This is a genomic window from Desulfosarcina widdelii (assembly GCF_009688965.1).
Taxonomy (GTDB): Bacteria; Desulfobacterota; Desulfobacteria; order Desulfobacterales; family Desulfosarcinaceae; genus Desulfosarcina; species Desulfosarcina widdelii.
Window position 1 is genome coordinate 5,846,314 of sequence record NZ_AP021875.1, and the last position, 25,202, is coordinate 5,871,515.

At 56.6% G+C, this 25,202-nt stretch carries 15 protein-coding genes; 7 read left to right on the plus strand and 8 right to left on the minus strand.

The window, feature by feature from the left end; genetic code table 11:
• Nucleotides 1-19: 19 nt before the first annotated feature.
• Both GN111_RS26855 and GN111_RS26860 read right to left on the minus strand, forming a co-directional pair.
• Nucleotides 20-931, minus strand: coding sequence for a proline dehydrogenase family protein (locus GN111_RS26855; RefSeq protein ID WP_155306696.1), 912 nt, complete (start codon nt 929-931; stop codon nt 20-22).
• A gap of 6 nt (nt 932-937) precedes the next feature.
• Nucleotides 938-2,200 carry a GAF and HD-GYP domain-containing protein gene (locus GN111_RS26860; protein ID WP_155306697.1) on the minus strand — a complete coding sequence of 421 codons (1,263 nt, stop codon included), beginning with the start codon at nt 2,198-2,200 and terminating at the stop codon, nt 938-940.
• Nucleotides 2,201-2,478: 278 nt separating this feature from the next.
• Between GN111_RS26860 and GN111_RS26865 the strand changes: the two genes are divergently transcribed.
• The 6 genes from GN111_RS26865 (at nt 2,479) to GN111_RS26890 (ending at nt 8,072) form a co-directional block, all read left to right on the plus strand.
• On the plus strand, nt 2,479-3,417 hold the full coding sequence (locus GN111_RS26865) for a substrate-binding domain-containing protein (protein ID WP_155306698.1): 939 nt from the start codon (nt 2,479-2,481) through the stop codon (nt 3,415-3,417).
• A 180-nt stretch (nt 3,418-3,597) separates the two neighbouring features.
• Nucleotides 3,598-4,434 (plus strand): ABC transporter substrate-binding protein, encoded by an 837-nt coding sequence (locus GN111_RS26870; RefSeq protein WP_155306699.1) that lies wholly within the window; start codon nt 3,598-3,600, stop codon nt 4,432-4,434.
• Nucleotides 4,435-5,121: an ABC transporter permease gene (locus tag GN111_RS26875; protein WP_155306700.1), complete on the plus strand. Its 687-nt coding sequence runs from the start codon at nt 4,435-4,437 to the stop codon at nt 5,119-5,121.
• 1 nt (nt 5,122) lies between these two features.
• A complete protein-coding gene (locus tag GN111_RS26880) occupies nt 5,123-6,178 on the plus strand; it encodes an ATP-binding cassette domain-containing protein (RefSeq protein WP_155306701.1) in 1,056 nt (351 codons plus the stop codon).
• 22 nt (nt 6,179-6,200) lie between these two features.
• Nucleotides 6,201-7,118, plus strand: a complete 918-nt coding sequence (locus GN111_RS26885) for a DMT family transporter (protein ID WP_155306702.1) — start codon at nt 6,201-6,203, stop codon at nt 7,116-7,118.
• Nucleotides 7,119-7,304: 186 nt separating this feature from the next.
• Complete coding sequence (locus GN111_RS26890) at nt 7,305-8,072, plus strand: SH3 domain-containing protein (RefSeq protein WP_170302479.1); 768 nt, start codon at nt 7,305-7,307, stop codon at nt 8,070-8,072.
• Here the strand turns inward: GN111_RS26890 and GN111_RS26895 are convergent.
• The 4 genes from GN111_RS26895 to gdhA form a co-directional block, all read right to left on the minus strand.
• Nucleotides 8,059-9,744, minus strand: a complete 1,686-nt coding sequence (locus tag GN111_RS26895) for a sensor domain-containing diguanylate cyclase (protein ID WP_170302480.1) — start codon at nt 9,742-9,744, stop codon at nt 8,059-8,061. The genes GN111_RS26890 and GN111_RS26895 overlap by 14 nt on opposite strands.
• A 235-nt stretch (nt 9,745-9,979) precedes the next feature.
• The gene (bamA, locus tag GN111_RS26900) at nt 9,980-12,805 is read right to left on the minus strand and encodes an outer membrane protein assembly factor BamA (protein ID WP_155306705.1); all 2,826 of its coding nucleotides are present in this window, start codon (nt 12,803-12,805) and stop codon (nt 9,980-9,982) included.
• 8 nt (nt 12,806-12,813) lie between these two features.
• Nucleotides 12,814-17,031 carry a translocation/assembly module TamB domain-containing protein gene (locus tag GN111_RS26905; protein WP_155306706.1) on the minus strand — a complete coding sequence of 1,406 codons (4,218 nt, stop codon included), beginning with the start codon at nt 17,029-17,031 and terminating at the stop codon, nt 12,814-12,816.
• A gap of 68 nt (nt 17,032-17,099) precedes the next feature.
• On the minus strand, nt 17,100-18,449 hold the full coding sequence (gdhA, locus tag GN111_RS26910) for an NADP-specific glutamate dehydrogenase (protein WP_155306707.1): 1,350 nt from the start codon (nt 18,447-18,449) through the stop codon (nt 17,100-17,102).
• A 269-nt stretch (nt 18,450-18,718) separates the two neighbouring features.
• Here gdhA and flgM point away from each other — a divergent pair, with 269 nt between their 5' ends.
• Nucleotides 18,719-19,039: a flagellar biosynthesis anti-sigma factor FlgM gene (gene flgM, locus GN111_RS26915; RefSeq protein ID WP_155306708.1), complete on the plus strand. Its 321-nt coding sequence runs from the start codon at nt 18,719-18,721 to the stop codon at nt 19,037-19,039.
• 73 nt (nt 19,040-19,112) lie between these two features.
• Here the strand turns inward: flgM and GN111_RS26920 are convergent, their stop codons facing one another.
• The gene (locus GN111_RS26920) at nt 19,113-22,049 is read right to left on the minus strand and encodes a PAS domain S-box protein (RefSeq protein WP_155306709.1); all 2,937 of its coding nucleotides are present in this window, start codon (nt 22,047-22,049) and stop codon (nt 19,113-19,115) included.
• A gap of 136 nt (nt 22,050-22,185) precedes the next feature.
• Nucleotides 22,186-25,161, minus strand: a complete 2,976-nt coding sequence (locus tag GN111_RS26925; RefSeq protein ID WP_155306710.1) for an insulinase family protein — start codon at nt 25,159-25,161, stop codon at nt 22,186-22,188.
• Between the last annotated feature and the right edge of the window lie 41 nt (nt 25,162-25,202).

Consider the following 25,202-nt stretch of genomic DNA (forward strand, 5'->3'; position numbering starts at 1 on the left):
ACAGTTGGAAACGGCCGGATTACCGATTCAACAAGAGAGATTTGACGATACTGCTGACGATTTTCGGGTTTTCCTTTAAGCGTCGGGTGGAGTAGCCGAACCAGTGGCGTCCGTAAGGCACATAGACCCGCATGGTATGGCCGGCATCGACGATGCTGCTCCGCAATTCCGGCGTGACCCCGTAAAGCATCTGAAATTCATAGCGGTCCCGGGGCGCCTGGTAGCTTTCGATGAGCTTCAGGGCGCCGTCCACCAAGGCACGATCATGGGTGGCAATTCCCGGATAGATACCCTTTTGCAGCATGAATCCCAGATCTTCGAGGAAGTGGAGATTGATTTCCTCGTGTCGCTGAAAGGCGATGCGCCGCGGTTCTGCGTAGATGCCCTTGCAGAGGCGGAAATTGAGCGGGACGTCCGGGGTGTGCAGGTCCATCAGGCTTTCGAGGTCGCTTCGAGTACGGCGAAGGTAAGCCTGAAGCACCAGCCCCACGTTTTTCGGGAACTCGGCTTTCAGACGGCGGAACAGATCGATCTCCAGATCCACGCATCCGGAGTCTTCCATGTCGATGCGGATGAAATTGTCGTAATCTGCGGCTTTGGCCACGATGTCCCGGATATGGGCATAGCAGACCTCGGCATCGATAAGCAGCCCGAACATGGTGGGCTTTACGGAGTAGTTGCCGTCAATGCCGGCGCCTTGAGCTGTTTCGATCAGGGCCAGATATTCGTCCCTGTTTTTACGGGCTTCATCCAGACTACGGATAAACTCGCCCAGGATGTCAATGGTAGTTTTGATGCCATCGCTATTCAGGGACCGGCAGGCCGACATGGCTGCATCGACGCTCTCTCCGGCAATATAGGACCGGGAAAACAGCCATACGAATCGTTCAGGCAGGAGGGGGATGGTATTGGCGATGAGTCGATTGATCATGGCGCTTCATGCATTGCCGCTTGCCGGATGAAGGTCGTTTTCCTTGAACCTGGCCTGGATGGCGCGGATGAAAGCAATCTGGTTGATAAAAATTTCCACCAGTTCAGGATCGAAATGATTGCCGGCTCCCCGTCTGAGGCTTTCAATGCAGCGGGCTTCGTCCCACGGCTCCTTGTAGCTGCGTTTGGAACTGAGGGCGTCATAGACGTCGGCAATGGCCACGATGCGCCCGAAAAGCGGGATCTCTTCTCCTTTTTTTCCGGGCGCAGGTCTGTTGCCTTTGCTTTCATAGCCGGGCATGGCCTTGCCGGATACGGGATCCACATGACCGGGATATCCGGATCCGTCCCATTTCTCATGGTGGTTCAATGCGATAATGGCGGCCGCTTCATCGTAGTCCGACTGCAGGTTGGAAAAGAGGCGTGCACCGCGAACGGTGTGGCGCTTCATGATTTCAAATTCCTCGAAATTCAGCGGCGCGGGCTTTTTCAGGATCGTATCCGATATGGCCACTTTGCCTACGTCATGGAGCATAGCCCCCATATGCAGGGCATCCCTGGCCTTGTCGATTTCCTTGCGGTCGAGGTTGCGCCGTTTGGCCCACTGTTCGTAAATCTCCAGGGAGAAGCCTGCCACGCGGTTGACGTGGGCCCCGGTTTCCTGGGGGTCGCGCATCTCGGCCATGCGGATCATCCGCAGGATCATTGCGCGGGTCATCTGAGCGCGCTCCAGGGCCACGGAGGCAATCCCGGCAAAATGGAGCATCACTTTTTCGTCGATGCGGCTGAAAGGCTGAATGCGCTTTTCCTGGTCCTGGGCGTTAATGATCTGCAAAATGCCCAGGACCTCTTTCTTGCTGCTCACCAGCGGAATGGTGAGCATGGAGCGAGTGACGTATCCCGAAACTTTATCGTATTTTTTATTGAAGTGATAACTTTTGGTGGGAGGCAGTTTGTAAACGTCCGGGATGTTCAACACCTTTCCCGTGGCTGCGGCAAAGCCGGCGATGCTCATCTCGTCGATAGGAATGGAAAACGTGGAAAAGATCAGCTTTTCTTCATCCGTGAGCCGCTTTTGAAGCGTTTCGTTCTGGGAATGGGCAACATTGAGCCGATTGCCTTCCCGGATGTAGATCGAACCGGCATCGGCATCGACAAACTGGCGGGCCCTCGTCAACACCCGTTCCAGGAGGATGTCCAAGTCGAGTATCCGGTTCAGCTCGATCCCCAGCACCATCAGGGTGTCCAGTTTCTGCTTTTCGCTGAGCATGGCGGTAGTTTTTCCGGGAAAAGAAATTCGCACCCAATCTAACCGGCCGGCGCGTTGCCCGTCAACTCAAAAAAATAATTGATGGTCGACTATGTTCGAGAAGAGAGTGGACTTCCACCGGAAAGGTTGGAATTCGTTCGTATGGGTTTGTTTTTGCCATTTATAGGTGGAAGAACCTTCAAGCGGGTTGACATATACGGTAACGATACCTATTTACTAACACATTCCCAGGGTAGATTCCCGCCCTAACCGTTACCCCGAACAGAAAAGAACATACCATGGCACAGATGCTTTCAACCAAAGAGGTCGCCAAATTTTTGGGAATCAATGAGAAAATGGTCTACACGTTGATTTCCGAAAAGGGACTGCCGGCCTCCAAAGTGACCGGGAAGTGGATCTTTCCCAAGCATCTGGTGGAGCAATGGGTCGAGTCCAACACGGTCAATTACCCCCAGGCACACAAAACGCTGCCCCCCTACGACGGACTGCTCGTCATCTCGGGAAGCAACGATATCCTTCTGGAAAAGACCCTCGCCATTTTCAACAGCCGCTACCCCGGTCATCTGGCCGTTTTCGGCAACCTGGGCTCTGTGGGCGGCATCAACGCCTTGCGCAAGAGCCTTTGTCACATGGCCACCAGTCATCTTCTCCAGGAAAACGGCAGCGATTATAATTTCGATTTCCTGCAGGGTCAATTCGAGCGCATGCCCGTGGTGGTGAATTTCTGCAAACGGGACCAGGGCATTCTTTTGCAGGCCGGCAATCCGGGCAAAATCAAAAGCGTGAAAGATCTGGGCAAGCGGGGTGTCCGGATCGTCAACCGCTCCCTGGCCACCGGCACCCGACTGCTTTTCGACCGCGAACTGAAACGGGCAGGGGTTGCCGGTGAACGCATTACCGGCTACGATAACGAGGTGAACCGACACATGGATGTCGGCCTGGAAATATTGAGCGGCCGAGCCGATGCCGGTCCGGGGATCCGGCCGGTAGCGTCCCTGTTGGGACTCGATTTCTTCCCCTTACGCCAGGAACGCTACGACATGGTGGTGACCCGGGAACGATTTTTCGACCAAGGCGTTCAATATTTTCTCAGCCTGCTGCACGAAAAAGCCTTCATCCAGGCGGCGGAAGAACTGCAAGGCTATGATGTGTCCATAAGTGGCAAAATGATTTTCCCCCATGAGTTGGAGACCGAGGAAGCTGGCCAGCAAGACTGAACCTCGATAGCGACCATCCACAAGCGGCCAATTCCAGAACCTATTTTCCAACGGATCGTTGTACCCAAACACTGTAAACCCGTCACAGGCGACGGGCCATAATTTAAATTTCTTTAACCCGAATACCGAAGTTTGCCTGCAGCCTGTTGCGGAAAAACTTCCAAACTAGAGAGGTATCCTATGAAGAATGCAAAGAAAATATTGGCAAGAACATGTCTGATCGGCGCACTGACCCTTCTGATGGCCCTGCCGGCAATGGCCGCCGACAAAGTGCTGATGATGGCCACCACCACCAGCACCGACAACACCGGGCTGTTGGATTACCTGGCGCCCCATTTCACCAAAGCCACCGGAATCGAACTGAAGTGGACCTCGGTGGGCACCGGCAAAGCCCTCAAACTGGGTGAGAACTGTGATGTGGACGTACTTCTGGTGCACGCTCCGCCGGCCGAAAAGAAGTACGTAGAACAGGGGTTCGGCGTGGACCGTCGGGAGATCATGTACAACGATTTCGTGATTATCGGCGTGGCAGACGATCCGGCCGGCATCCGGGGAAAGAACGTTGTCGATGCGCTGGACGCCATCCGCTCCAAAAAAGCGGTTTTCGCCAGCCGCGGAGACAACTCGGGAACCAACAAAAAAGAGATTTCTCTCTGGAAGGCCGCCGGAGGGGATGTCCCGGAAAAGGAAGCCTGGTACGTTCAGACCGGTCAGGGCATGTTGGCCACCATCAACATCGCCGCTGAGCGCAAGGGCTACACCATGACCGACCGCGGCACCTACATCAAATATGCCGATACCTTGAAAGGCAACCCGCCGTTGAAAGTCCTGGTGGAAGGGGATAAAATTCTTTTGAATCAGTACAGTGTCATGGCGGTCAATCCCAAGCGCTGCACCAGCGCCAAATACGACCTGGCGACGGCCTTTTCCGACTGGCTGGCAGGTGCCCAGGCCCAGGAATTGATCCGAGATTTCAAATTGCTGGGCAAGCCGCTGTTTGTTCCCAACGCAAAATAGATGGACTTTATCCTTGCCGGTTTCATCGAAGCCATCCATCTGCTTTTCGGCGGTGACGGTCAGACCTGGTCGGCGGTCGCCGCTACGCTGAAGGCATCCACCGGGTCCATGGCGACCAGTTTGGTGCTGGGCATCCCTTTGGGATTCGTTCTGGGGTATTTCGATTTCCCGGCTAAACGTCAGGCCCGGCTGCTGGTGGATACGGCCCTGGCCTTGCCAACTGTTTTCATCGGCCTGGTGGTCTATGCCTTTATTTCAAACCGGGGGCCGCTGGGAGAGATGGGGCTGCTTTTTACCCTGCCCGGCATTGCCATCGGCCAGACCATCCTGGCGCTGCCCATCGTTATCGCACTGAGCGCAACGGCCGTGGAGAGTATGGACCGCCATTTGCGGACCCTGCTGGTCTCCCTGGGGGCCGGCCGACGGCAATTGCTTTTCAGCAGCCTGTGGGAGGTGCGCTACGGACTGCTGGCCGCCGGGCTTGCCGCCTACGGCAGGGTGATGACGGAAGTGGGCATTTCCATGATGGTGGGCGGCAACATCAAGTGGCATACCCGCACCATCACCACGGCTATCGCCCTGGAAACCGGCAAGGGAATGTTCGCCACCGGCATTGCCCTGGGTCTGGTGCTTATCGGCATCGCATTTGCCGTTAATGTTTGTCTGTCGTTTTTGAGAAAAAAATAGAATGCCGGATGATCAAGAGGAGTCCCACGCGGTGCCCGATCCCATCTACCGGATTGAAAAACTAATCCACCGTTACAACGGTCAACCGGTCCTGGAGATCGACCGGTTGACGGTCGCGCCTTCTTCCATTCTGGGGCTGGTGGGACCCAACGGCAGCGGGAAAAGCACCCTGCTGAAGCTCATGGCATTTATTTTCCAGCCCACCGAGGGCCGCATCCTGTTCAAAGGGGAACAGGCCTTTCCTTTTGACGAAGCCATCCGCTCCCAGGTGACGCTTTTGACCCAGGAACCCTATCTGATGAAGCGCACGGTGTTCAACAACGTCGCTTACGGGTTGAAAGTCCGCGGCGAAAGAGGAGATTGGCGCCAGCCGGCCCATGATGCCCTGAATCTGGTCGGGCTGGATGCCGAGACTTTTTCCCGGCGGCAATGGGATGAACTGTCCGGCGGCGAGGCCCAACGGGTGGCCCTGGCGGCCCGTCTGGTGTTAAAGCCTTTAGTGCTGCTGTTGGACGAACCTACTGCCAGTGTAGATGCCGCTTCCAGCGAACTGATTCGCAGCGCCTCCCTGCGGGCCCGCAGCGAATGGGGTACCACGTTGGTGATAGCCAGCCACGACCGGCAGTGGCTCCACGATGTTTGTGACGAGGTGATCCACCTGTTCAAGGGGAAACTGGCCGGCAGTGGCAGGAGCAACATGATATTCGGGCCCTGGGCTCGCGAGGATGATGAGGTTTACGGCAAAAGGCTGGACGACGATCAACGGCTTTTGGTATCCGTGCCGCCGAGCGCCGATGCCACTGCCTTTCTTGATCCGGGTGACATCCGGATTCTCGGCGAAAGGGAAACTGTTGACAACTCCACTACAAAAGTTGTCCAAGGAACCGTCATTCGGCTTGCCTTGGAGAAGAGGAGCGGTAATTTGTTCGCCGATGTGCGCATCGGATCATTGATCCTGGTGGTGCGGGTCGCCGAATCCCGGCTGGCAACCATGACCCTGCATCGGGGATGGCCGGTCTCCCTTGCGTATCGCCCTGCAAATATTCGCTGGCGGTAGTTTTTAGGGAGATTCTGCACCGATGCTCAACCGCGACAACCTGTTTACCTGGCCACCGGCTGTCTTTTTCTGGGCGCTGATCTGTGCCCTTTTGTGGGGAAGCGCCTTTCCCCTGGTAAAGACCGGAATCGTTATGCTGTCCATCCAGGACAGCACCGGAGGAAAACTGTACTTTGCGGCTTATCGTTTTCTCCTGGCCGGCCTGATGATATTCGCTGGCGTAAGGCTTTCGGGAAGATCTGTAAGCTTGCCCCGTCCTGGCGATTATGGTGCCATGGCCATAACCGGCCTTTTTCAGACAACCCTGCAGTACACCTTTTTCTATATTGGATTGTCCAACACCACGGGGGTGAAGGCGTCTATTATCATCAGTGCAGGTTCCTTTTTCCTGGCGCTGTGTTCTCACCTGCTGTTCAAGGACGATCCGATCACTTCGCGAAAAAGTATCGGGCTGATATTCGGTTTTCTGGGCATCCTTCTGGTCAACCTGCAGGGGCATGGATTGGATTTCCAAGTAACCTTAACCGGCGAAGGATTCATCCTGCTGGCGGCCATCTCATCCACCCTGGCGCTGGTGGTCGTCAAAAAAGTCTCCGTGCGCGTCTACCCACCGCTCATGTCCGCTTACCAGCTAGTAATCGGCGCACTGATACTGTTCCTGCTGGGGCTGTTTCTGGAACCTCCTTCGATGATGACATTCAGCGGTCCGTCACTGGCGTTGCTGCTCTATCTGAGCTTTCTGTCCGCAGCCGCTTTTTCCATATGGTACCTGCTCATCCGGCACAACCGGCTTTCCAGTATAGCTGCATACCGTTTTCTCATTCCAGTATGCGCCGTACTGCTTTCCGTTGCGCTGCTGGAAGGCGAACACCTCGAGTGGCCGGCCCTGGTGGCACTGGTACTGGTCTGTCTGGGGATCGTACTTACATCGCGTGAATAGGCATCGAGCAAGTAGGTTTGACAGAATCGAGATTTCCTATACGAAAGCTTGACCAATCCATTCGATTCGACTATTTTTTCAATGATGACAATACGTACGGCTATAAGAGAAGAGCCAATGCCTGAACCGCATCCAAAAAATTGGCGTCCATTTTTCCCATGCTTCGTTTTTCTGTGGCTGACCGCAATGACGGCAGGCTGCATCCAACAGCCGGTACAACCCTGTCCCGAGGTTCCGGACTGTCCGACCTGTCCCACGGAAAAAGCCGACCGGTTGGCTGGCGAAAATCGCACGCTTCAAAAAGATCTTGTCTCCAGCCGCTCCGAAATTGAAGATCTGGAACGCAGGGTTGCCGATCTGGAAATTCAGTTGCTGCAAAAAGAGGCCCTGAATATCGAACTGCAGCGTCGCGCCGTTTTACGCCAGCAACGGCTGGACAGCGCCATCACCGAAGTTGTGCGGACCAAGTCCAAACTGCGTACCGTCGAAAGCAAAGCGGAAGCGGCATCCACCATTGCCGAAGCGGAGATCGCGGTCAAATCTCTGCAAAGTCGTATCGATAACGACGAGAATAAGGATCAAATCGAGGTGCTTGAAAAAGCCAAGCGCCTGCTTGGCCAGAGCACCGCTGAATTCAAGGCGCGGAATTTTGGCGGTGCGCTTTACCTGGCCGTGCAGTCGAAAAACCAGGTCGCTTCGGTAGGCGGCCAGTTTCAAGGACGCGATGAAGGCGACAGACTGATCGGTGAGACCGCATTCGCCCATCCCCTGCGGCTAAAGGTGATCAAAAACACCAACCTGCGGACAGGACCGGGACTCAACTACAAGGTGTCCAATACCCTGAAAAGCGGTACAGTGATCGTGGGGCATGGTTATAAAGAGAACTGGATCCGAATCGACACGGAAAATGACCAGACCGGCTGGGTCCATCAATCTCTGGTCACGGCCCGATAACCTGATCGCGCCCGTTGGCCTTGGCCCGATAAAGGGCATCGTCGGCCCGCTTGAGGATCGCTTCCACACTGTTATCGTCATCGTGGCATACCGCCACCCCCACGCTGAGCGTCATTGAGAACTCCTCGCCGTCATTGTTGAATTTGACCCGGCGGATCGTCTGGCGGATGCGCTCGGCCATGTCCATGGCACCATCGATGGCGGTGTTGGGAAGAACGACAACAAACTCCTCACCTCCGTACCGCCCGACATGGTCGCACGCCCGCACCGATTCGACCATCGCCTTGGCAATGCTCCGCAGTACGGAATCGCCGGCAAGATGGCCGTAGGTATCGTTGACGGACTTGAAATGGTCGAGGTCGGCGATCAGCACGGAAAAGGGTGTCCCGTAGCGTTGGGTTCGGATGAACTCCATGTCGAACAGGTCCATCACATGTTTGCGGTTGAATATCCCGGTAAGACTGTCCGTGATTGAAAGCCGATGAAGTTCCCGATTTTTCTCGATCAAGGCCTCGTGGGCCTGCGAGATTTCTTCCCGCCCGCGCCGCAAACTGGCCACCATGTGGTTGAACACTTGGGTCAGGTAGCTCACCTCGCTATTGCCGTGGACGGGGAGATCCACCTCCAGATCGCCCGAGGCGACCTTGCCCGCTTCTCCGCTGAGGCGTTGCAGCGGTTTCACGATGCTATGGCCCAGCAGATAGGCGAACAGGCCCATGGCCATCAGCAGGACGCAAACCAGTACGACGGTCCAGGTTCCCAGCCGCACGATGTCGGCATAGGCCCCCGATTTTTCCATCTCCGCGACCACGGCCCAGTCTGATGACGGGACCATGGCCCCCAACCCCACCACCTTTTGATCGCGGTGGCTGTCGTACTCAACCGGCAACCGGGAAAAATCAACGCCCGCAGCCAGCGTTTTTGCCGCCAGATCGGATCGTGACGATCCGTCAAAGTCCGGGGCAGAAGTGGCGATGAGGGTTCCCCTGGCATCGGTCAGATAGATTTCATCGGTGCTTTTGGAGGCCTTGCGTCTGAGTATGTTTACCAGGGAGGCCAGGTCGGTCTTGGTTGCCAGGATGCCCAGGCGTTTATTGTCGGGGGATTTGATTTCTTCGGCCAGGACAACCACCCGTCGTTTGAGGGTGGGATCCCAATAGGGTGTTCCGATGACCGGTTTCCCCTCTTCCAACTGCTGGAACCATTGATCCGGCAGGTTGACGACGGGAGTTTCGGTACCGCTGCTGACAAGGGACTCTCCGATCATGTTCACCAGGATCAGTTCGCGATAGTCCGTAAATTTCTGGCGGACCGATTGCAGGTAGGCCTTGACCCGGTCCAGGGCGACGAGTCGTTCGATATTGTCCTGCTGTTTCCCCAGTATCCGCTGAAGGTTTTCGGAGACGATATAGGAACTGGAAAAGACCTTCAGATCGTAAAGCCTCGCTTTGAGCCAGAAGTCCACCTCCCCGGCGGTCTGGGTTGTCGTGTTGTAGAGCTCGTTGGCGATTTTGTTGTGGAGAAGTTTCCGGTTCTGGGCATAGGAGAGGGCGCCCAGGGTAAGGGAAGGAATAATCGTGGCCAGCAAGGCAAAAAAGATGATTTTCGTCTTGATGCTTTGCAGTCCGGAAACCTGGATAAAGGAAGTGTTTTGTTGTCCGTCAGTTCCCAAAAACCACCTCATCCCGAAAGGCTGAAGTTTTTATCGTTGGCTGTCAACATGCCGAAAGGGGCACGCTCCATCGATGATGGAAAGGCCGGAAAAAACGGCAGGCAGAATATGACAGTCGGATTTGCCCTTGTCAACCGTGAGATGGCGGCAATCCCGGATTGATTCTGCATCCGGTCGGCAATGAAAAGAGGACCTTGAGAAAAAGGCAAGGGGCGGGGCTCGACTTTTTCGACGGTCAGAAACTATAACCGATGGATACGTGCAGCCGTCCGGCCGACTCACCCTCCTCCCGGTCCAGTTTATATCCGTAGAGCAGTCCCATGGGGCCGATGGGCGTAATGTAGCGCAGGCCGAGGCCGACGGACGATCGCCAGTTGTCCGAACCGAAATCCTCCTGGGTTTCCCTGACGGTGCCGGTATCAAAAAAGGCTGCCAGTTCGAAATTATAACCCAAATTGATGCGCACTTCCAGGCTGCCCACCATGGCCAACTGTCCGCCCAAGGGATCTCCGTCTATATTGAAGCGCAGCAGGTTTTCGTCGTACCCGCGCACGTCCTGGATGCCGCCCAGGAAGAACAACTGGTCGTCGGGGACGTTGCTGGTGTCCGAATAGGAAATGACCTTGCCGAAACGGGCCAGGCCGGCGAAGGTGAGCCGCTCGATAGGCGTCAGGTAATAGCGCGTGTCGAACTGGTAGCGTACGAAATCGTCCAGTTGATTCTGGATTCCCTTGGAAAGGTCCACGCTGAAGGAGGACAAAAGACCCTCTTTCGGCCGCACGAAGTCGTCCCGACTGTCGTAACGGACAAAAGGCGTGGTCACGAAAATGGTGCGTGTGTCTTCCTCGGTCTCATCGGTGGAGGAACGGTCGTCGGCGCTGAACTGGTCCTTTTTTTCCAGACGAAAGGTAAGGGCAGTGGTCAGGTGTTTGCCCCAGTCCTTTCCGAAGGTCAGCGATCCGCCGCTGGTGCGGGTACCAAAGGGTTGGTTGAATTCGGTAAGTTCCTCGTGATAGGCGCCGAAGGTCGCCGCGATATGGGTTCCGAACAGTCGCGGCTCGGTCAGGCGGCTTTCCACCTTGAAGCCGGTTTCGCTGACCTCGCCGCCGGCCCACAGATCCTTGGCCAGCCCGAAAAGGTTGTGGTCGCCAACTTTGGTTTTGCCGTAAAGGCCGCTGTCCGATTCGTAGCCGAGACTGAATTCTGCATAATAGGGCTTAGCCTCCTCGATTTCCACGATCTGAGTGACCGTATCCGCCTTTTCCTTGAGCCCGATGGTACGATAGTTGACATCGTGGAAGATGGACAGGTCCCTCAAACTGCGCTGGCCGTCGTTCAGGGCCTGCAAGGAGAGCAGGGTGCCGGGCTCATGGGCCAGTTCGCGGCGGATGATGTGTTCCTTGGTCCTCAGATTGCCGGAAATGAAAATCTCGCCCAGGGTGACCAGTGGACCGGGATCGACGGTATATTCAACGGTTGCCTGGGTTTTGTCCGCATTGAACGCATCCTTGGCCGCGACCGTCACATAAGGGTGCCCTTTTTCGGAGACCAGGCTGGCGATGGTTTGCTTGTCGGCCTCCAGGGCCGATTGGCGAAACGGCTCCCCAACTTTGTGGGCCAACCGGGGCTTGACGTTTTCTTCGATAAGCCCTTCAACCGAGAGCCCCTTGATAACGACGGATTCCACCAGTGTGCGCGGGCCTTCACTAATTTCCACGTTCACCCTGGCCTGGGTTTTATCCGCGCTGAGATCGACCTTGGCGTTCACGTCCTCTTCCTGAAACCCTTCCCGCATGTAAAGGGTGCGCACCGCGAAAACGTCTTCTTCCAGCGTTTCGGGCACATAGGCGCCATCGTGTAGCAACCCGGGGAGGCGGGTGAGCATCTGTTTTTCGATCTTTTGTTCTTCAATGGAATGGTTGCCGCTGATGTGGACGCTTTCGACTTTTGTTTGCGGACCCTCGTGAATGGCAAATTGCAGCAATGTGGTGGGAATCGGGGCGTCAGGCACCGGGCTTTGTTTCACCTCTACGCGGGCCTCGAGAAATCCATCATCATGATAGCGTTGCTTGATGTTCGATAGGGTTTTTCTGACGCCTCTGTTCCTGCGGTTGCCAATGCTGTAGATGGCCACGTCCTTTTTCAGGGTGAACGTCCAGAATCGATGATGGCCCACAAAGGAAACCTCGTAGCGGGGGCCTTCGTCGATACTGACCATGACATCCACATGGTGTCCGTCCTCGGTTATTGCTGTGCGGTAGGATAGTGCGGCATCGGCAAAGCCTTTGTGCCGATAGTAGGACAGCAGGCTGTCCATGTCTTTCTTCAGCCAATATTTGCTGAATCGACCGGTGGGCCAGAGCGTATTTCGCCAAACGCGCATGTGCAGCTTCAGCATGGCCTTGGATAGCCCCCGGCGGCCTTCGAAGGTCAAATTGCCCAGCCGATAATGGGGGCCTTTGGTGATGTCGACGACGATCACCGCGTTTTCGCCCTCGTCGTGCGGCAGGACCTCGACCGACACTTTAGGGTCGATGTAGCCCGCTTTTTTGTAGCGCTTGACGACAGCCTTTTCCTGCTCGGAAAGATCCTGCTCCGTATAAGGGTCGCCGGGATAGAGGGTCATCTGGTTGAGGATGTCGGCTTCGAAAATGGGTTCGTTGCCGTGGATGCGGATATCCTCGATGGTTTGTTGAGGGGTCAGGGTAACCACCAGAATCTCGCCCTCGGGCGTTGTGCGCGAATCCACATCGATAGCGGTGAACCGGTTGGAAAGCCGCAGGGCGTCGATGGACGTCTGGATGGCGTCCTCGGTGAGGAAATCGCCTGTTTTGATGGCAATCAGCTGGCGGGCCAGGGCCTCGTTGTCGCCTATCCTGTCCGGCGGGGCCTTGACGATGACCTGGATCCCAGCCACGACCATGCCGACGCCAACGGTATCTTTGGTATGAACCGGCTCCAGGGCGTCTTGTGCGGCAGGAGCGGGCAGCGCGTACAGCAGTATCGCGGCTAACGCCGTCCACCACCAAAAAATCAGTATTATACCAGACTTTCGGTCCATTTCCGGTTTCACCTGAATTCGATGCGGAAGGTCAACTCCGATCCGTAAATGCCGTCACTGCCCTGGAAACCGCTGACCAGGATGTTTTCCAGCAGCTTGTATTCGGATATGGCCCGCTGGACGATTTCGCCGTCCTTGGATTCCACGGCGTATTTGACGGTCATGCGGTCGGACAGGTGTTTTCCCACGGTGACCTTTACCCCGTTTTCCTCATCGTCGTCGCCGCTTTCCTCCACTTGCAGGATGTCCACCCCGGTGCGTTTCTTGATATCCTCGCCAAATGTGCTGGCAATCATTCCCGCCATGATCTGTGCGTTGCTGCTCTTGGTGCCACCCTCGCCGTTTCTCAGTTCGCCGCTGGTTCGGCCCAAAAGAATCAGGGAGAGAATATCCGCCTCGGTCTCGGTGGGGTTGGAGGTCATTTTAAGCTCCAGGTTGTCCGGCGGTCCCTTGATGGACAAGGTGATCGTCCAGCTGCGGATCGTGGCTTCGCTGGTGATGTCGATCTCGGCTTCGGTTTTGTAAGGATTGACGAAATCGATCACGCCCCTGGTCACCTCAAAGATCTTTTCCTGGAAGGTGATGGTCCCCTCCTTGACCTGAGCCCGGCCGCTGACAACGGGGCGGGCCAGGGTTCCGCCGAGGTTAAGATCCGGGCTGATTTCGAGATCGGCGAGGTTGTTTTCCACGGTAAGGGGTTTTCGGCTGCCGATGTCGATGTCCAGCTTGACCGTTTTAAAGTAGGGGACGGACAGGGGCGCGGACTCCGGACGAATCTCGCGCTCGCGCGTGGTGGCAAGTTTGAGCAGGCTGATCTTCACGTCCTTGTAGTAAACGCCTTCCAGAATCAGAATTTTTCCGCTGGCCTCGGCGACCCCGTCATGGCCCGTGATGTCGATATCCGAGTTGAGCAAAAGGGAAAGCGTGTCGGGAACTTCCAGAGGAAGGGCCTTGGCCTTGATCCCTATGCTGACATTCGTTGGCGAAAACTTCTCATGGCCGATGGTTCCGTCAATACCGAAGGAGCCGGTGTCCAGGAAACCGCCAATGTCCCGAAACCGGATGGTGTCACCGGAAATCTCGACATGGCCGTTCAAGTCGTGAAGCTTCTGGGACAGACCGGGAATCTCCATGGCGACGGCGTCAAGGTCGATGCGACCATCGATCCCCGGTGCCTGTGCGGTGCCGGATATCCTGCCGTTAATGGCCACGCTGCCGGTGGCGTCTTCCAGGTCGGGAACGAAGGCGCCGGCGGCGGCAATGGGCAGATGCCCGTCGATCCGCATGTTCAGGCTGCCGTTCAGGTTGGCTTCGCCTTTCAGGGAAAGGTCCCCGGTGGTTAACAGACGCATATCGAATTCGGGGATGGAAAGGGTACCGTCTTCCAGGCTCATACGCAGCCGGTCGGCCTCGACCAAGGATATTTCATGTGAAAAAAGATGCAGGGCGTCAATGGCGACGTTCGCCTTGAGATGAGGCGTATCGTGAATGTTGCCGGACGCGCTGATCCGGCCGGAGAGGTTGCCGCTGAGGTTCTCAAGACCTGCAGCCTTGAAATAGGCCGCTGTCTCGGTATGATCGAAAAGAAGATCGGCTTGAAAATTCCCCTGCCGCAAATCGCAGGCCGCATCCAGCCCGAAGCCGACATCGCCCCTGGCCTTGGCCCGCATGTCGCTAAGGCCAAAATCAAGGTGCATATCGTGCATGGCTGCGCCATTGCCGGTGATGTCGGCAAGGGTTAAATTGCCGCTTACCTCCGGGTTTTCGAGGGTCCCCCGAGCCGTGGCCGTGGCGCTCAGCCTGCCGCCGATGGGAGTCTTTTCCTTAAGGGCGTTGATATCGGCAAGATCGATGCCGTCTGCGTTCAGTCGGATGTCCAGGTTACGGTCCATTCCCACCCAGCCGTCCACATCGATGGTACCCGTAGACGCGAGTTGCGCTGCAAGCCGGTCAATCCATAACCTGCCCGGATCAAGACGGCCGTCCAGGGAAAGCGCTTCGAGGGATTGGCCGCCAATCTCGATTTCCTTGCCTTTTAAGGAGATGGTTCCTTTGGGGGCGCTGAGATTTCCAGCGAGCGCCGCCCGCAGGCTGAAATCACCCTTGGCCAGATCAGTGAAGATTTCCGGGTCGAGGTGGTCGGAAGAAAGGTCGACGGTGAACGACGGGTCATCCATGGGCTGGGTGGTGCCGGGGAGAAAGAGCTGCATGTCGCCATGGGCCGAGAGGGTTGAATCCTGATTGGCCAGTTTCAGCCGCTGAACATGAAGTGTGCCATTGTTCCAGATCAGATGGGTGTCAAGGTCGCCGATGGTAATGCCCTGGCGGGCCAGGGAGGTTGCCTTGAGAGTAAGGTCGCCCTGCAGCGCTTTCAAGGGGCCGTTTATGGCCAGCCGTCCATTCAAGGTGCCATCCACGGGCGGCGCCGCAGGCATAAAATCGGCGGCTGAAACAGCGGTGAACGCGAACACCGCTTCGGTGGAGGTATCCGAATCGATCCGAAAGCTGCCGGGTTGGAGGCGCAAACGGCCGCTGCCCTGAATATGGGATTGGTTGTTTTGCAGGGTCAGGGCGGAAAGCTTCAGGTGGCCTTCGGTGTCCATGTCGGCTTCAATGTTCAGATCGCCCAGGGCGTAAGCGCCGGCACTGAGGTCGGCGGCCGACAGGTTCAGCGCCAATTGGGGCCGGTCAAGGGATCCCTGGGCGTGTACGGTGGCGTCGACGGTGCCCCTGGCCGCTTCGACACCGGCAAGGGCCAGAACCGGTGCGAGATCCGTGGCATCGACCTTGAGGTCGGCGAGCAGGTTCTTGGCCTGAATACCCAAACGGCCTGTGCCGATCAGGTTCAATCCTCGGGTAGCGGCGGTCAATTGATCGATGAGCGCCGTTCCCTGTTCCAGGCGCGCCGTCAGGCTCAGGTTGGCATCCATGGGCTGGATTGCCGTATTGGGGGCAGACAGGCGCTTCCCTTTTGCATCGAGTGTCAGCCGGGCAGCCATAGCCGAAAGGTCGATCCCCGTGCCTTCGAGGTGCGCCTTGCCGTCAAGGGCGCCGCCGATTTCAGCCTGTGGTACGACCCACGGCGCCAACTCCGGAATATCGAAATCTAGATCGAGGGTATAAGCAAGGGCATTCAGGTCGGCCGGTGGGGTAAGAAGGTCCGATGGAAATGCATCCTTTAGATTTACCGTCGCGTCAAGGCCGATGGTGCCGCCGGCAAGTTCTAGTGCAGTGTCGCTAATGGTGGCCAGGCGGTCTTCAAGGTTCAGCAACAGCCGCAGCCGATCCACCGGCCTGCCGGCCAGAAGGCCCTTATCCATTTTCAGATCCAGCTTGGCCATAGGGTTGGCCACGGAGCCCTTGAAGGTCAGGCCAGCCTCGATCCTGCCGCTGTAATCGCCTGAACTCGCCAAAACGTTCACGATCTCGGCAAGCTCGCTCTGGATGTCGAGCGACGCGTCAACGAATGGCTGGGTGGTCAGCGCCGTCGCGGAGCCTTGAAGATTTGCCGTGGTGTTGCCGGCGATGATGCGAAGGGTTGTCAGTTCCAAGTGGTCGCCGTCCATCAGTGCCTTGATGGCGAGGTGCGTTTGCGGCAAGCAAAGGGCCGTTGACCCATATTCAATGCGAGGCGCGTCTAACGAGAGTTCGGCCTTTCTTGCACCGAGATTGCCGGCACCGAGAAGGGAAAGGTCGTCCAATTGAACCTTGATACCGCCATCCATCGTTTTAAAAGAGAGGCGGCCACCGGAGAGGTGCAATGCGTCGCAAACGATATTGACGGGCAGGCCGCCGCCTTCCTTCGGAGGCGCCGCTTCGGTTTTTTCGGATTCGGCAACCGCAACCGCGGCCATCAGATTCAGTCCCGCGGCCTTGTCCTGGATCAGATCCGCCCAGGGGGTTTTTAGGTCAATATTCGTGATGCGGACTTCACGGCGCAGGAGCGGCAACCAGCGCAGGGTGACGGAAAAACGGTCAACACCCGCTACCTTCGTTCCCTGCGGATCATATAAGGCAACCCCGGCCAGTTCAAGGCGCGGTGCGATCAGCGAAAGCCGGATCTCCTCAAGGGTCACCGTGCCGGCAATCACCGTGTCGATTCTGGATTGCAGCCAATGACGACCGGACCTGGAACCGATCCAGGCGGACAGGCCGCTAAAAACGATCGCACACCCGACCACAAGGGTCAAAATGACGATCAGGATGGGCTTGCGTATTGATTTCATGACACAAAAAACCGCCTTCGGACAAATGGATCAATCACGAAAGGCGGTATCGGTAAAGTAAGGGGACGCTAAATTACCCCCTGATCCAACATGGCGTCGGCCACTTTGACAAAACCGGCGATATTGGCCCCCACGAGATAATTTCCCGGGTGGCCGTAAGCCTCTGCGGCAGACAGGCAGGTGTCGTGGATGCCTTTCATGATGATTTTAAGCCGCTGCTCCACCTCCTCGCCCAGCCAACTCAGGCGAATGCTGTTCTGGGTCAGTTCCAGACCCGAAACGGCCACGCCGCCCGCGTTGGCCGCCTTGCCTGGGGCATATAGGAGGCCCTTGTCGATGAAAATTTCCTGGGCTTCTTCGGTGCAGGGCATGCTGGCGCCTTCGCAAATCATTTTGACATTGTTGTTGATCAGGCGGTAGGCGTCGGCCTTGTTGATTTCGTTCTGGGTGGCGCAGGGAAAGACGCATTGCACACGGTGACGCCAGAGAGGGTTCTCTTCCTGGGCTGGGTCGGCCGCCGTGAAGCTTGCATGGCTGTATTTTTCGGTATATTCGCCGATGCGCCCCCGACGGATATTTTTCAGGCGCTGGATAAAAGCGAGCTTTTCCGCGTCGATTCCCTCTTCGTCATAAATGTGACCCGACGAATCGGACATGGCGACCACTTTGGCGCCCAGTTCGATCAGTTTGCGGACGGTGGCCTGGGCCACATTGCCGGAACCGGATACCAGGCAGGTTTTGCCCTCCAGCGTATCGTTGCGGCGCGCCATCATCTGGGCGGCAAAATAGACGCAGCCCAGCCCGGCCGCTTCGGGTCGAATCAGGCTGCCGCCCCAGTTCAAGCCCTTACCGGTGAGCACGCCGGCAAATCGATTGTCCAGTTTGCGATACATACCAAACAGATAGCCGATTTCGCGGGATCCTACCCCGATATCTCCCTCAGGGACGTCCGTGTTCGCTCCGATGTGGCGGAACAGTTCAGCCATGAAGCTCTGGCAAAAACGCATGACTTCATCGTTCGACTTTCCCTTGGGATCGAAATCCGAGCCGCCCGCGCCACCGCCCATCGGCAGGGTCGTGAGAGCATTTTTAAAAACGTGTTCGAAGGCCAGGAATTTGAGGATGCTCTGGTTGACGGAAGGATGGAACCGCAGCCCGCCTTTATATGGACCGATGGCGCTGTTCATCTCGATGCGAAAGCCCCGGTTGACCCTGACCCGACCGCCGTCGTCCAGCCATGGAACGCGGAACGTGATGATCCGCTCCGGCTCCACAATCCGCTCCACAATCCCGTGGTGGCGGTATTCGGGGGTCTGGTCCAAGACGGGTTTCACGCTGCTCATCACGTTGCTGACCGCCTGCATGAATTCAATTTCGTTGGCATCCCTGGCCTGGGTTCTTGGGGGAATTTCGGTCATATCGGTCACCTTGGGGAAAATGTCGGGTTTTCAGTGGTCAATGCGCCTCAATTTAAGGTATCGGCAAAAAATCTGCAAATTCTTTTTAATCCTGTTTTGCCAAAAAACCGGGGGCCGTGGAAAGTCGCGATGACAAAATTCCTCGGTCCCGTGGGACGAAGCGTAACGCAGATATATGAATTTTTAATAAATCGTCAAAAAAAACTATTGTTTTCCGGTAAAGCGGCCAATAATATATATACGAGACAGCCAGAAAAGGAGTCACGATCATGAAAATCAATGGAACCGACCTTCAGTCCGTACTCAATGTCTACCAGAGCAACCAGGCTCAGGCAAAACAAACGCAAGCAGAGGATCGTTCCCAGGCGTCGACGGAAACCGTTGTGCAACAGGACCGCCTGGATTTAAGCCAGCAGGGACAGGCTATCGCCGATGCCCAGCGGGCCATCGCAGCCGTTCCGGATGTAAGGGAATCGCTGGTGGAAAAGATCCGCATGGAAGTGGAAAACGGAACCTACAATGTAGACCAGCAGAAGGCCGCCGAGGGCATTTTGAGGGAATCCATGGTCAATCAGGCGGCCATGATGTAGCCGGTTTTACTTAAAAAGGGCGAATCCGGGAAACGGCTTTTGGCCGTTTCCCTTTTTTTTACCCAAATGCAATTCAATCGGGTTCTGCCATCACACTGCAAAGGGTCTCTTTCAAGGCCTTCATTTCGAACGGTTTGTGGATGAACTCGTCCGGAGGGGTGACGTCGGCAAACCGGTCTTCGATCTGCTGGCGGGTATAGCCGCTGACAATAATAACTTTCTGGTCGGGCCGGATTTTTCTGACCTGCTGCATGGTTTCCAGGCCATCCATGCCGGGCATGGTCAAATCCAGCAGAATACAGTCTATGCTCTGGCGGGGCGCCCGATTGAGAATGTCGAGCGCTTCCCGGCCGTTCGAGGCCGTTTCGACCCGGTAGCCGAGGCGCTCGAGGAACCGGACGCCGATCTCCATCACCATGTCCTCGTCGTCCACCAGTAAAACGGTTTTTTCATTGCTGGTGGATTCCTCTTCAACCGGCTTGGTCGTCGTCCGGCTCAAGGAGATCCCCTGAATGGGAAACAGGGCGGTAAACGTCGATCCCTTGCCTCTTTCGCTTTCCACTTTCACTGCTCCCGAATGGGAACGAATGATGCCCATGACCGCCGCCATGCCCAGTCCGCGGCCGGTGAACTTGGTGGAAAAGAAGGGATCGAACACCTTGCCCAGCGTTTCCGGATCCATGCCGCAGCCGGTGTCGGCAACGGATACGTAGGCATACATGCCTTCGGGAAGATCCTCTCTCAGGTAGGTCGTAGACAGGTAGCCGGCATCGCATTGCATGGTCCCGGTAGATATGCGTACAGTTCCTTTTTCCCCTTCCAGCGCTTCAATGGCGTTGGTGATGAATCCGGATATCATCTGGCGCATCTGATCGGTGTCCGCGGCCACCAGTGGCATGGGGTCGGTAAGATTCAGCTCCAGGGTGAGATGGGCCATCTTGGATTCATCCAGCTTTTCCAGTTCCGTCGTGACCAGTTGAGACAGGTCTACCGGGAAGCTCTCTTTCTTCAGTTGGCCCACATAGGTCAGCATCATGCCGCTCAGATCCGCTGCCCGTTGGGAGGCATTGATGGCGCGCTGGATGCTTTTGCCTGCCGGGGCGTCGTCCGGCAGATCCTCTTTGGCGATTTCCAGATTGCCCAGCACCACCATCAGCAGGTTGTTGAAATTATGGGCAATGGAGCCTGCCATGGTGCCCAGACTCTCCATCTTGTTGCCCTGCTGGAGCCTTCTTTCCATTTCCTGTCTTTCCCGTTCAGCCTTTTTGCGCTCCGACAGATCCCGGGAAATACCAAGGACGCCGTTGGGACGGCCGTTAGCGTCGACCATCAAGCCGGCGGTAACCTCCACGGGGACGATGGTTCCATCCTTGTGGTACTCTTCAATTTCTAAAGTCTGACCGTAATTACGGGGGTCAATCTGCCCTGTCCGCACATTCTCGACGGCTTGCCTCAAGACAGCAGCAGTACGATCAAAGGATTCAGGGGTCAGGTACTGGTCAATGGTCATGGCCATCAGTTCGTCGGGGGTAAACCCCATGACCTTTTCCACCGAAGGGCTGACATACGTCATGGTCAGAGAGTCGACATCCAGAACCCAGATGATATCGTTGACGTTTTCGGCCAGCAGGCGGTAGCGCAGTTCGCTTTCCTGGAGGCGCTCATAGGAACGGGCGTTGACGATGCCGGTGGCGATCTGCATTGCGATGCCCATGAGGATGTTGACATCGCTGGTGGTATACTCGCGCTCGGCTTTTTGGGTGTCCACGAAAAGAAGCCCCAGGGGCTCCTGCTTGTAAACCAGGGGAATGCCGACAAGGGCCTCGACGTTGAGCCGTTCCAACAGGGCGATGCTGTTGGGTGCCATTTCGGCTTTTTTCTCCCTGGCATTGTTCAGCACGATCGGGTTGCCGGATCTCAGAATTTTGATAAAAAGATCGGAGGAGTTTTCCAGATCGATGGGGTATTTCAAGCCCTCTAATATTTGCTGCTCAAATCCGGAAAAACCGAAACCGGCAGCATATTGCAGGTACTGGCCCTGGCTGTCGCACAACAGGATCATCCCCCGGCTGAAATCCAGGTTGCGCGCCATGGAATCCAGCACGGTATCCAAAAAGGAATTGACCTCCAGAATGTCGGCACCGGCACGCCCGATCTCGAAGACCAGGCGGGAATTCTGGTAGCGGGTTTCATTTTCCTTGAGCAGTTGACCGGCGGCATCCCCTTGCTCTTTGAGAAAACCGGCCAATTCGCGGCTGTTTTTGGTACTGCCCACCAGAAAAATGGACAGGCCGATGGCGGTCAGGCAGAACATTAGGGCGGTCCAGATGATTGGCGAAACCAGAAACAGGGCCCCGGCGGCGATCAAAAGGGAAATCAGGCTGAAATAGGCGCCCATCCGCTTCCAGACGGCGGATGGCCGCTCTTGCCAGGTTACCTCGTACTCGCAGGCATCGTTGCCTCGATGGATACAGGTCGGATGGGTGACCGTTGCCGGCCGACCGGTGTGGATCTTGCCGATGGCTTCGAAAATGCCGCGGCGGTTTTCGCACTGAAAGGGTTTTTCATGCAGGCCCTGGCGAACGGAAACGGAGATCCGGGCCCGGTTTTTACCGACGATCGTGGTTCGGCTGACATGCCCGCGCGCCCAATTGGGATAGACGCGATCCACGGCTTTGTACATGGTGGCGGGGGTGATGAACTGCAGGCCGTATTGCATCACCGTCCCCGTTGACTTCATCTTCAGAGCGTGCAGGCCGACTTTATATGAAATTTCAGGATCTTTGAGCTTTTCGTCCAGGCAGTGATGGAATTTGTTGATCTGTTCCTGGTTCAGGAAGTGGCCTTCGTCGTTGATGTCGACAAGATCCAGTTTGCAGCAACGCAACAAATCATCGATATCCACGTCCCCCCGGGATCGCAGATAATTGACGTAATTGGCCACAATACTGCTTTTGTATAGCGGCGTCCGGTCGTCGATGACCGGTTGGTCTGTCGTTTTATTTGACATTGTTTGTATAGCGGCTCCCCGAAATTCCGATCATTTCATGCGTGCCTTCGATTATTATCGGCAAGAAAACACGGTTCATGAGGAAAATTGGGCGTCCCGGGCAAGCGAAAAGCAACAACACCGCTGGCGGCAGGGGTTAAACGTTTTGCAGGATGAGCTTTCTTCCCGACAGTTTTTCGTTGGCGGCTTCCAGCAGGCTACGGCTGGAAATCACGGCCACCGCTTTGTTGGATCGGTCTTCCGTAAAATATCTGTTTGCGGTTGCCATTACCGCTTCACGGGTGAGTTGCAGCAGATTCTCCTTGTGTCGAAGGCGGGTTTCGTCGGAAAGGCCGATAATCCGGCGGTAAAAGGCTTTGCGGGCAGCGGGGCCCGGGGGGTCGGGCTTGTCGATTTCCGAGCAGACCTGTAGAATGGCTTCTTTGACATCTTCTTCGGTGAATTTCCCCGAGCGGATAAAATCGGCCACCCGGTCATAGACCTGAAGCGTGCCCGCGATATGGGGATCCCGATACGAAGCGAAACTGAACAGCCCGTCTTCGGCATTGTACAAAGCAAATCCGCCGTAGGCCCCGCCTTTTTCACGGATCTCCCGATGAAGATAAAGGGAACGCAGCATCTTGGCGATGACGGAGAGCGCCGGACTGTCCGCATGGCCCAGGCGCACTGTGGAAAAGGTCTGGGCTACGAAGGAGACGGCCGTGGCGGTGCTCCAGCCTTCCAGGGCAATGCCCGGCGAATCGGCCAGGGCGGGCGGGACGAAGCCCCCCACGCCATTTCCGGGAAGCGCTGCGGTCAGGGTGTTGATCGGATCGACAGCCTTGTCCAGCATTTCTGTCTCGCCCACCAGAGCCAGGGTTGCGTTCTCGCGGCAGAAAAGGGTGTCTCCGACCGATTTCAGGTTGGCCGCCAGTTTTTCGACGCCCTCGCCAGCGGTCTCCTTTTCCAGCCTTTTGATGGTGTGCAGTTGATGGACGCCGCCCCATATCTCCTGAAGTTGATTGGCCGGGGTGAAGCTTCGCGACGCCAGTGAAATGGCCAGGCGGTGGCCGTTGTGGACCACGGCGGCTTCCAGGCCGGCCCGGTATTCCAGAACAAGCTGCCGCAGCCGGGTCAGATCGCGAAAATCGACCTGGGTGGCCAGTTCCTGGATAATGTCGAACATACGATCCTGATTGCGATTGAGGCATTTTCCGGTAAAGGTCACAAAGGGCAGACAGGCGCCGCTGTCATCAAATCGGGTGCGGGCATTGGCGTTGAATCCGATCCCACCGGTTACCCGATCCATGCGGCGGGCCATCTGGGTGTAATCGGAGGCAGCGGTACCCGTTCGGGAGACCGCATAGCAGAAAAACGGCACCAGCGGAAGCAGATCGGGGGCAATGTTTCCGGCCCCCAGACCCCCCGAAAAATAAAAGATGCCGGAGGTCGATTGATCGTAAGCCCACACCGGCGGCGTAAAGCAGCCCGGAACCGGGTCGATCTTCACAACGGCTGGTGGAATGTCCTCGCGCTCCAAGGTAGGCAGGCAGGCGACGTTCTCGCTGGTCTCCTGCAAGGCTTTCAGCGCTGCTGCATCGGCCCGGATTTGCTGAAGATCCGATTCGGCCAGGTTGCTTTGGATCTCGGCCAGTTCCGCGGCCACTCGCCGGTTTTCTTTCTCGGCCATGGTCTGATCGGGTTTCAAGAGGAACCGGACCCGATGCGGGTTGTCCAGAAAATAGGACCGGATTTTCTTTTCTAGAAAGGGGCCTTCGGCCAGCGCCTTCCGCAGACGGTCAAAATCGGCGTCCAACTGCAGGATGCGCTCCGGGTCGCCGCCGTGCATCCAACTGGCCGCAACACCGATCAGCAGTTTGATGCCATAGGGATAGGGGGTATTGGTGACCTCCTTGCGGTGAAACTCGATCTGGTGGATGGCAGACTCCACCAGTTCCGGATCGATGCCGTCACGGGCCAGCTTCTCCAGTTCATTGAAGACGATTGTTTCGATGGTTTCGGTGGCGGATTCGGCAATGTCCTTTAGCCCCACCGAAAACATGGTGTCCCGGTTTTCGGCATCGAAGCCCGTGCCGTCGGAAAGGGCGGTGCCCAACTGGCTGTCCATCAGGGCCTTGCGCAGCGGGGAGGCCGCATTGCCGATGAGGATCTGTTCGATCACCGCCAGAACGAGCACTTCGAAGGTGTCCCGGATGTCGGTCAGCAGCCAGGCTACACAAGCCTGGTACTTCTTGGATGCATTTTCGTCAGGATCCAGGGGGTAGGGATAGACCACGGTTTTCGGCGCCGGCCAGCGGGGTTGGGACGGCACCTCGGTTCCCGGATCGATGCGCGAAAAATGCCGGAGTACGCGGTCTTCGATGAATGCCAGGTGCTCTTTCAGCGACAGATTGCCATAGGTATAAAAAAAGGCGTTGCTCGGATGATAGTGCCGGGCATGGAAGGTTTTGAGCTGTTCATGGGTCAGCGACGGGATCGCCGACGGCTCTCCGCCGGAATTGTTGCTGTAGGTGGTGTCCGGATAGAGGGCGTTGAGCAGGGAGCGGACCAGGACCTGATCCGGCGACGACATGGCCCCTTTCATCTCGTTGTAGACTACGCCCTTGTATTCAAGGTGCATATCGGCGCCTTCCCCCACCACTTCCAGCCGGTGGCCCTCCTGTTTGAAGCTGAGTTCTTCGATTTTGGGGAAAAAGGCCGCATCCAGGTAGACGTCCATCAGGTTGTAGAAATCCTTGCGGTTCTGGGTGGCGAACGGATACATGGTCCAATCCGAGGCGGTGAAGGCGTTCATGAAGGTGGACAGGCTGCGCTTAAGCATGGAGAAGAAAGGGTCCCTCACCGGAAAACGCTTCGAGCCGCAAAGAACGGTGTGTTCCAGGATATGGGCCACGCCGGTAGAGTCCGAAGGCACGGTCTTGAAAGCCACGCCAAAGGTATTTTCCCGGTCCGCATTGCCGATGTGGATGTGCCGGGCGCCGGTGGCTTCATGTTCCAGTTGGTACAGCCAGGAACGGATGTCCGTAAGATAGGCGGTTTTGGCTACCATGTAGCCGCCGATGCGGTCGCCTGCGCCGATACCGGGCTTGTTCTTGTCCAATGGATGGTTCATGAGGCGTTGCCTTGCCCTTTCCTAAGGTTGCTTGTAAGGGA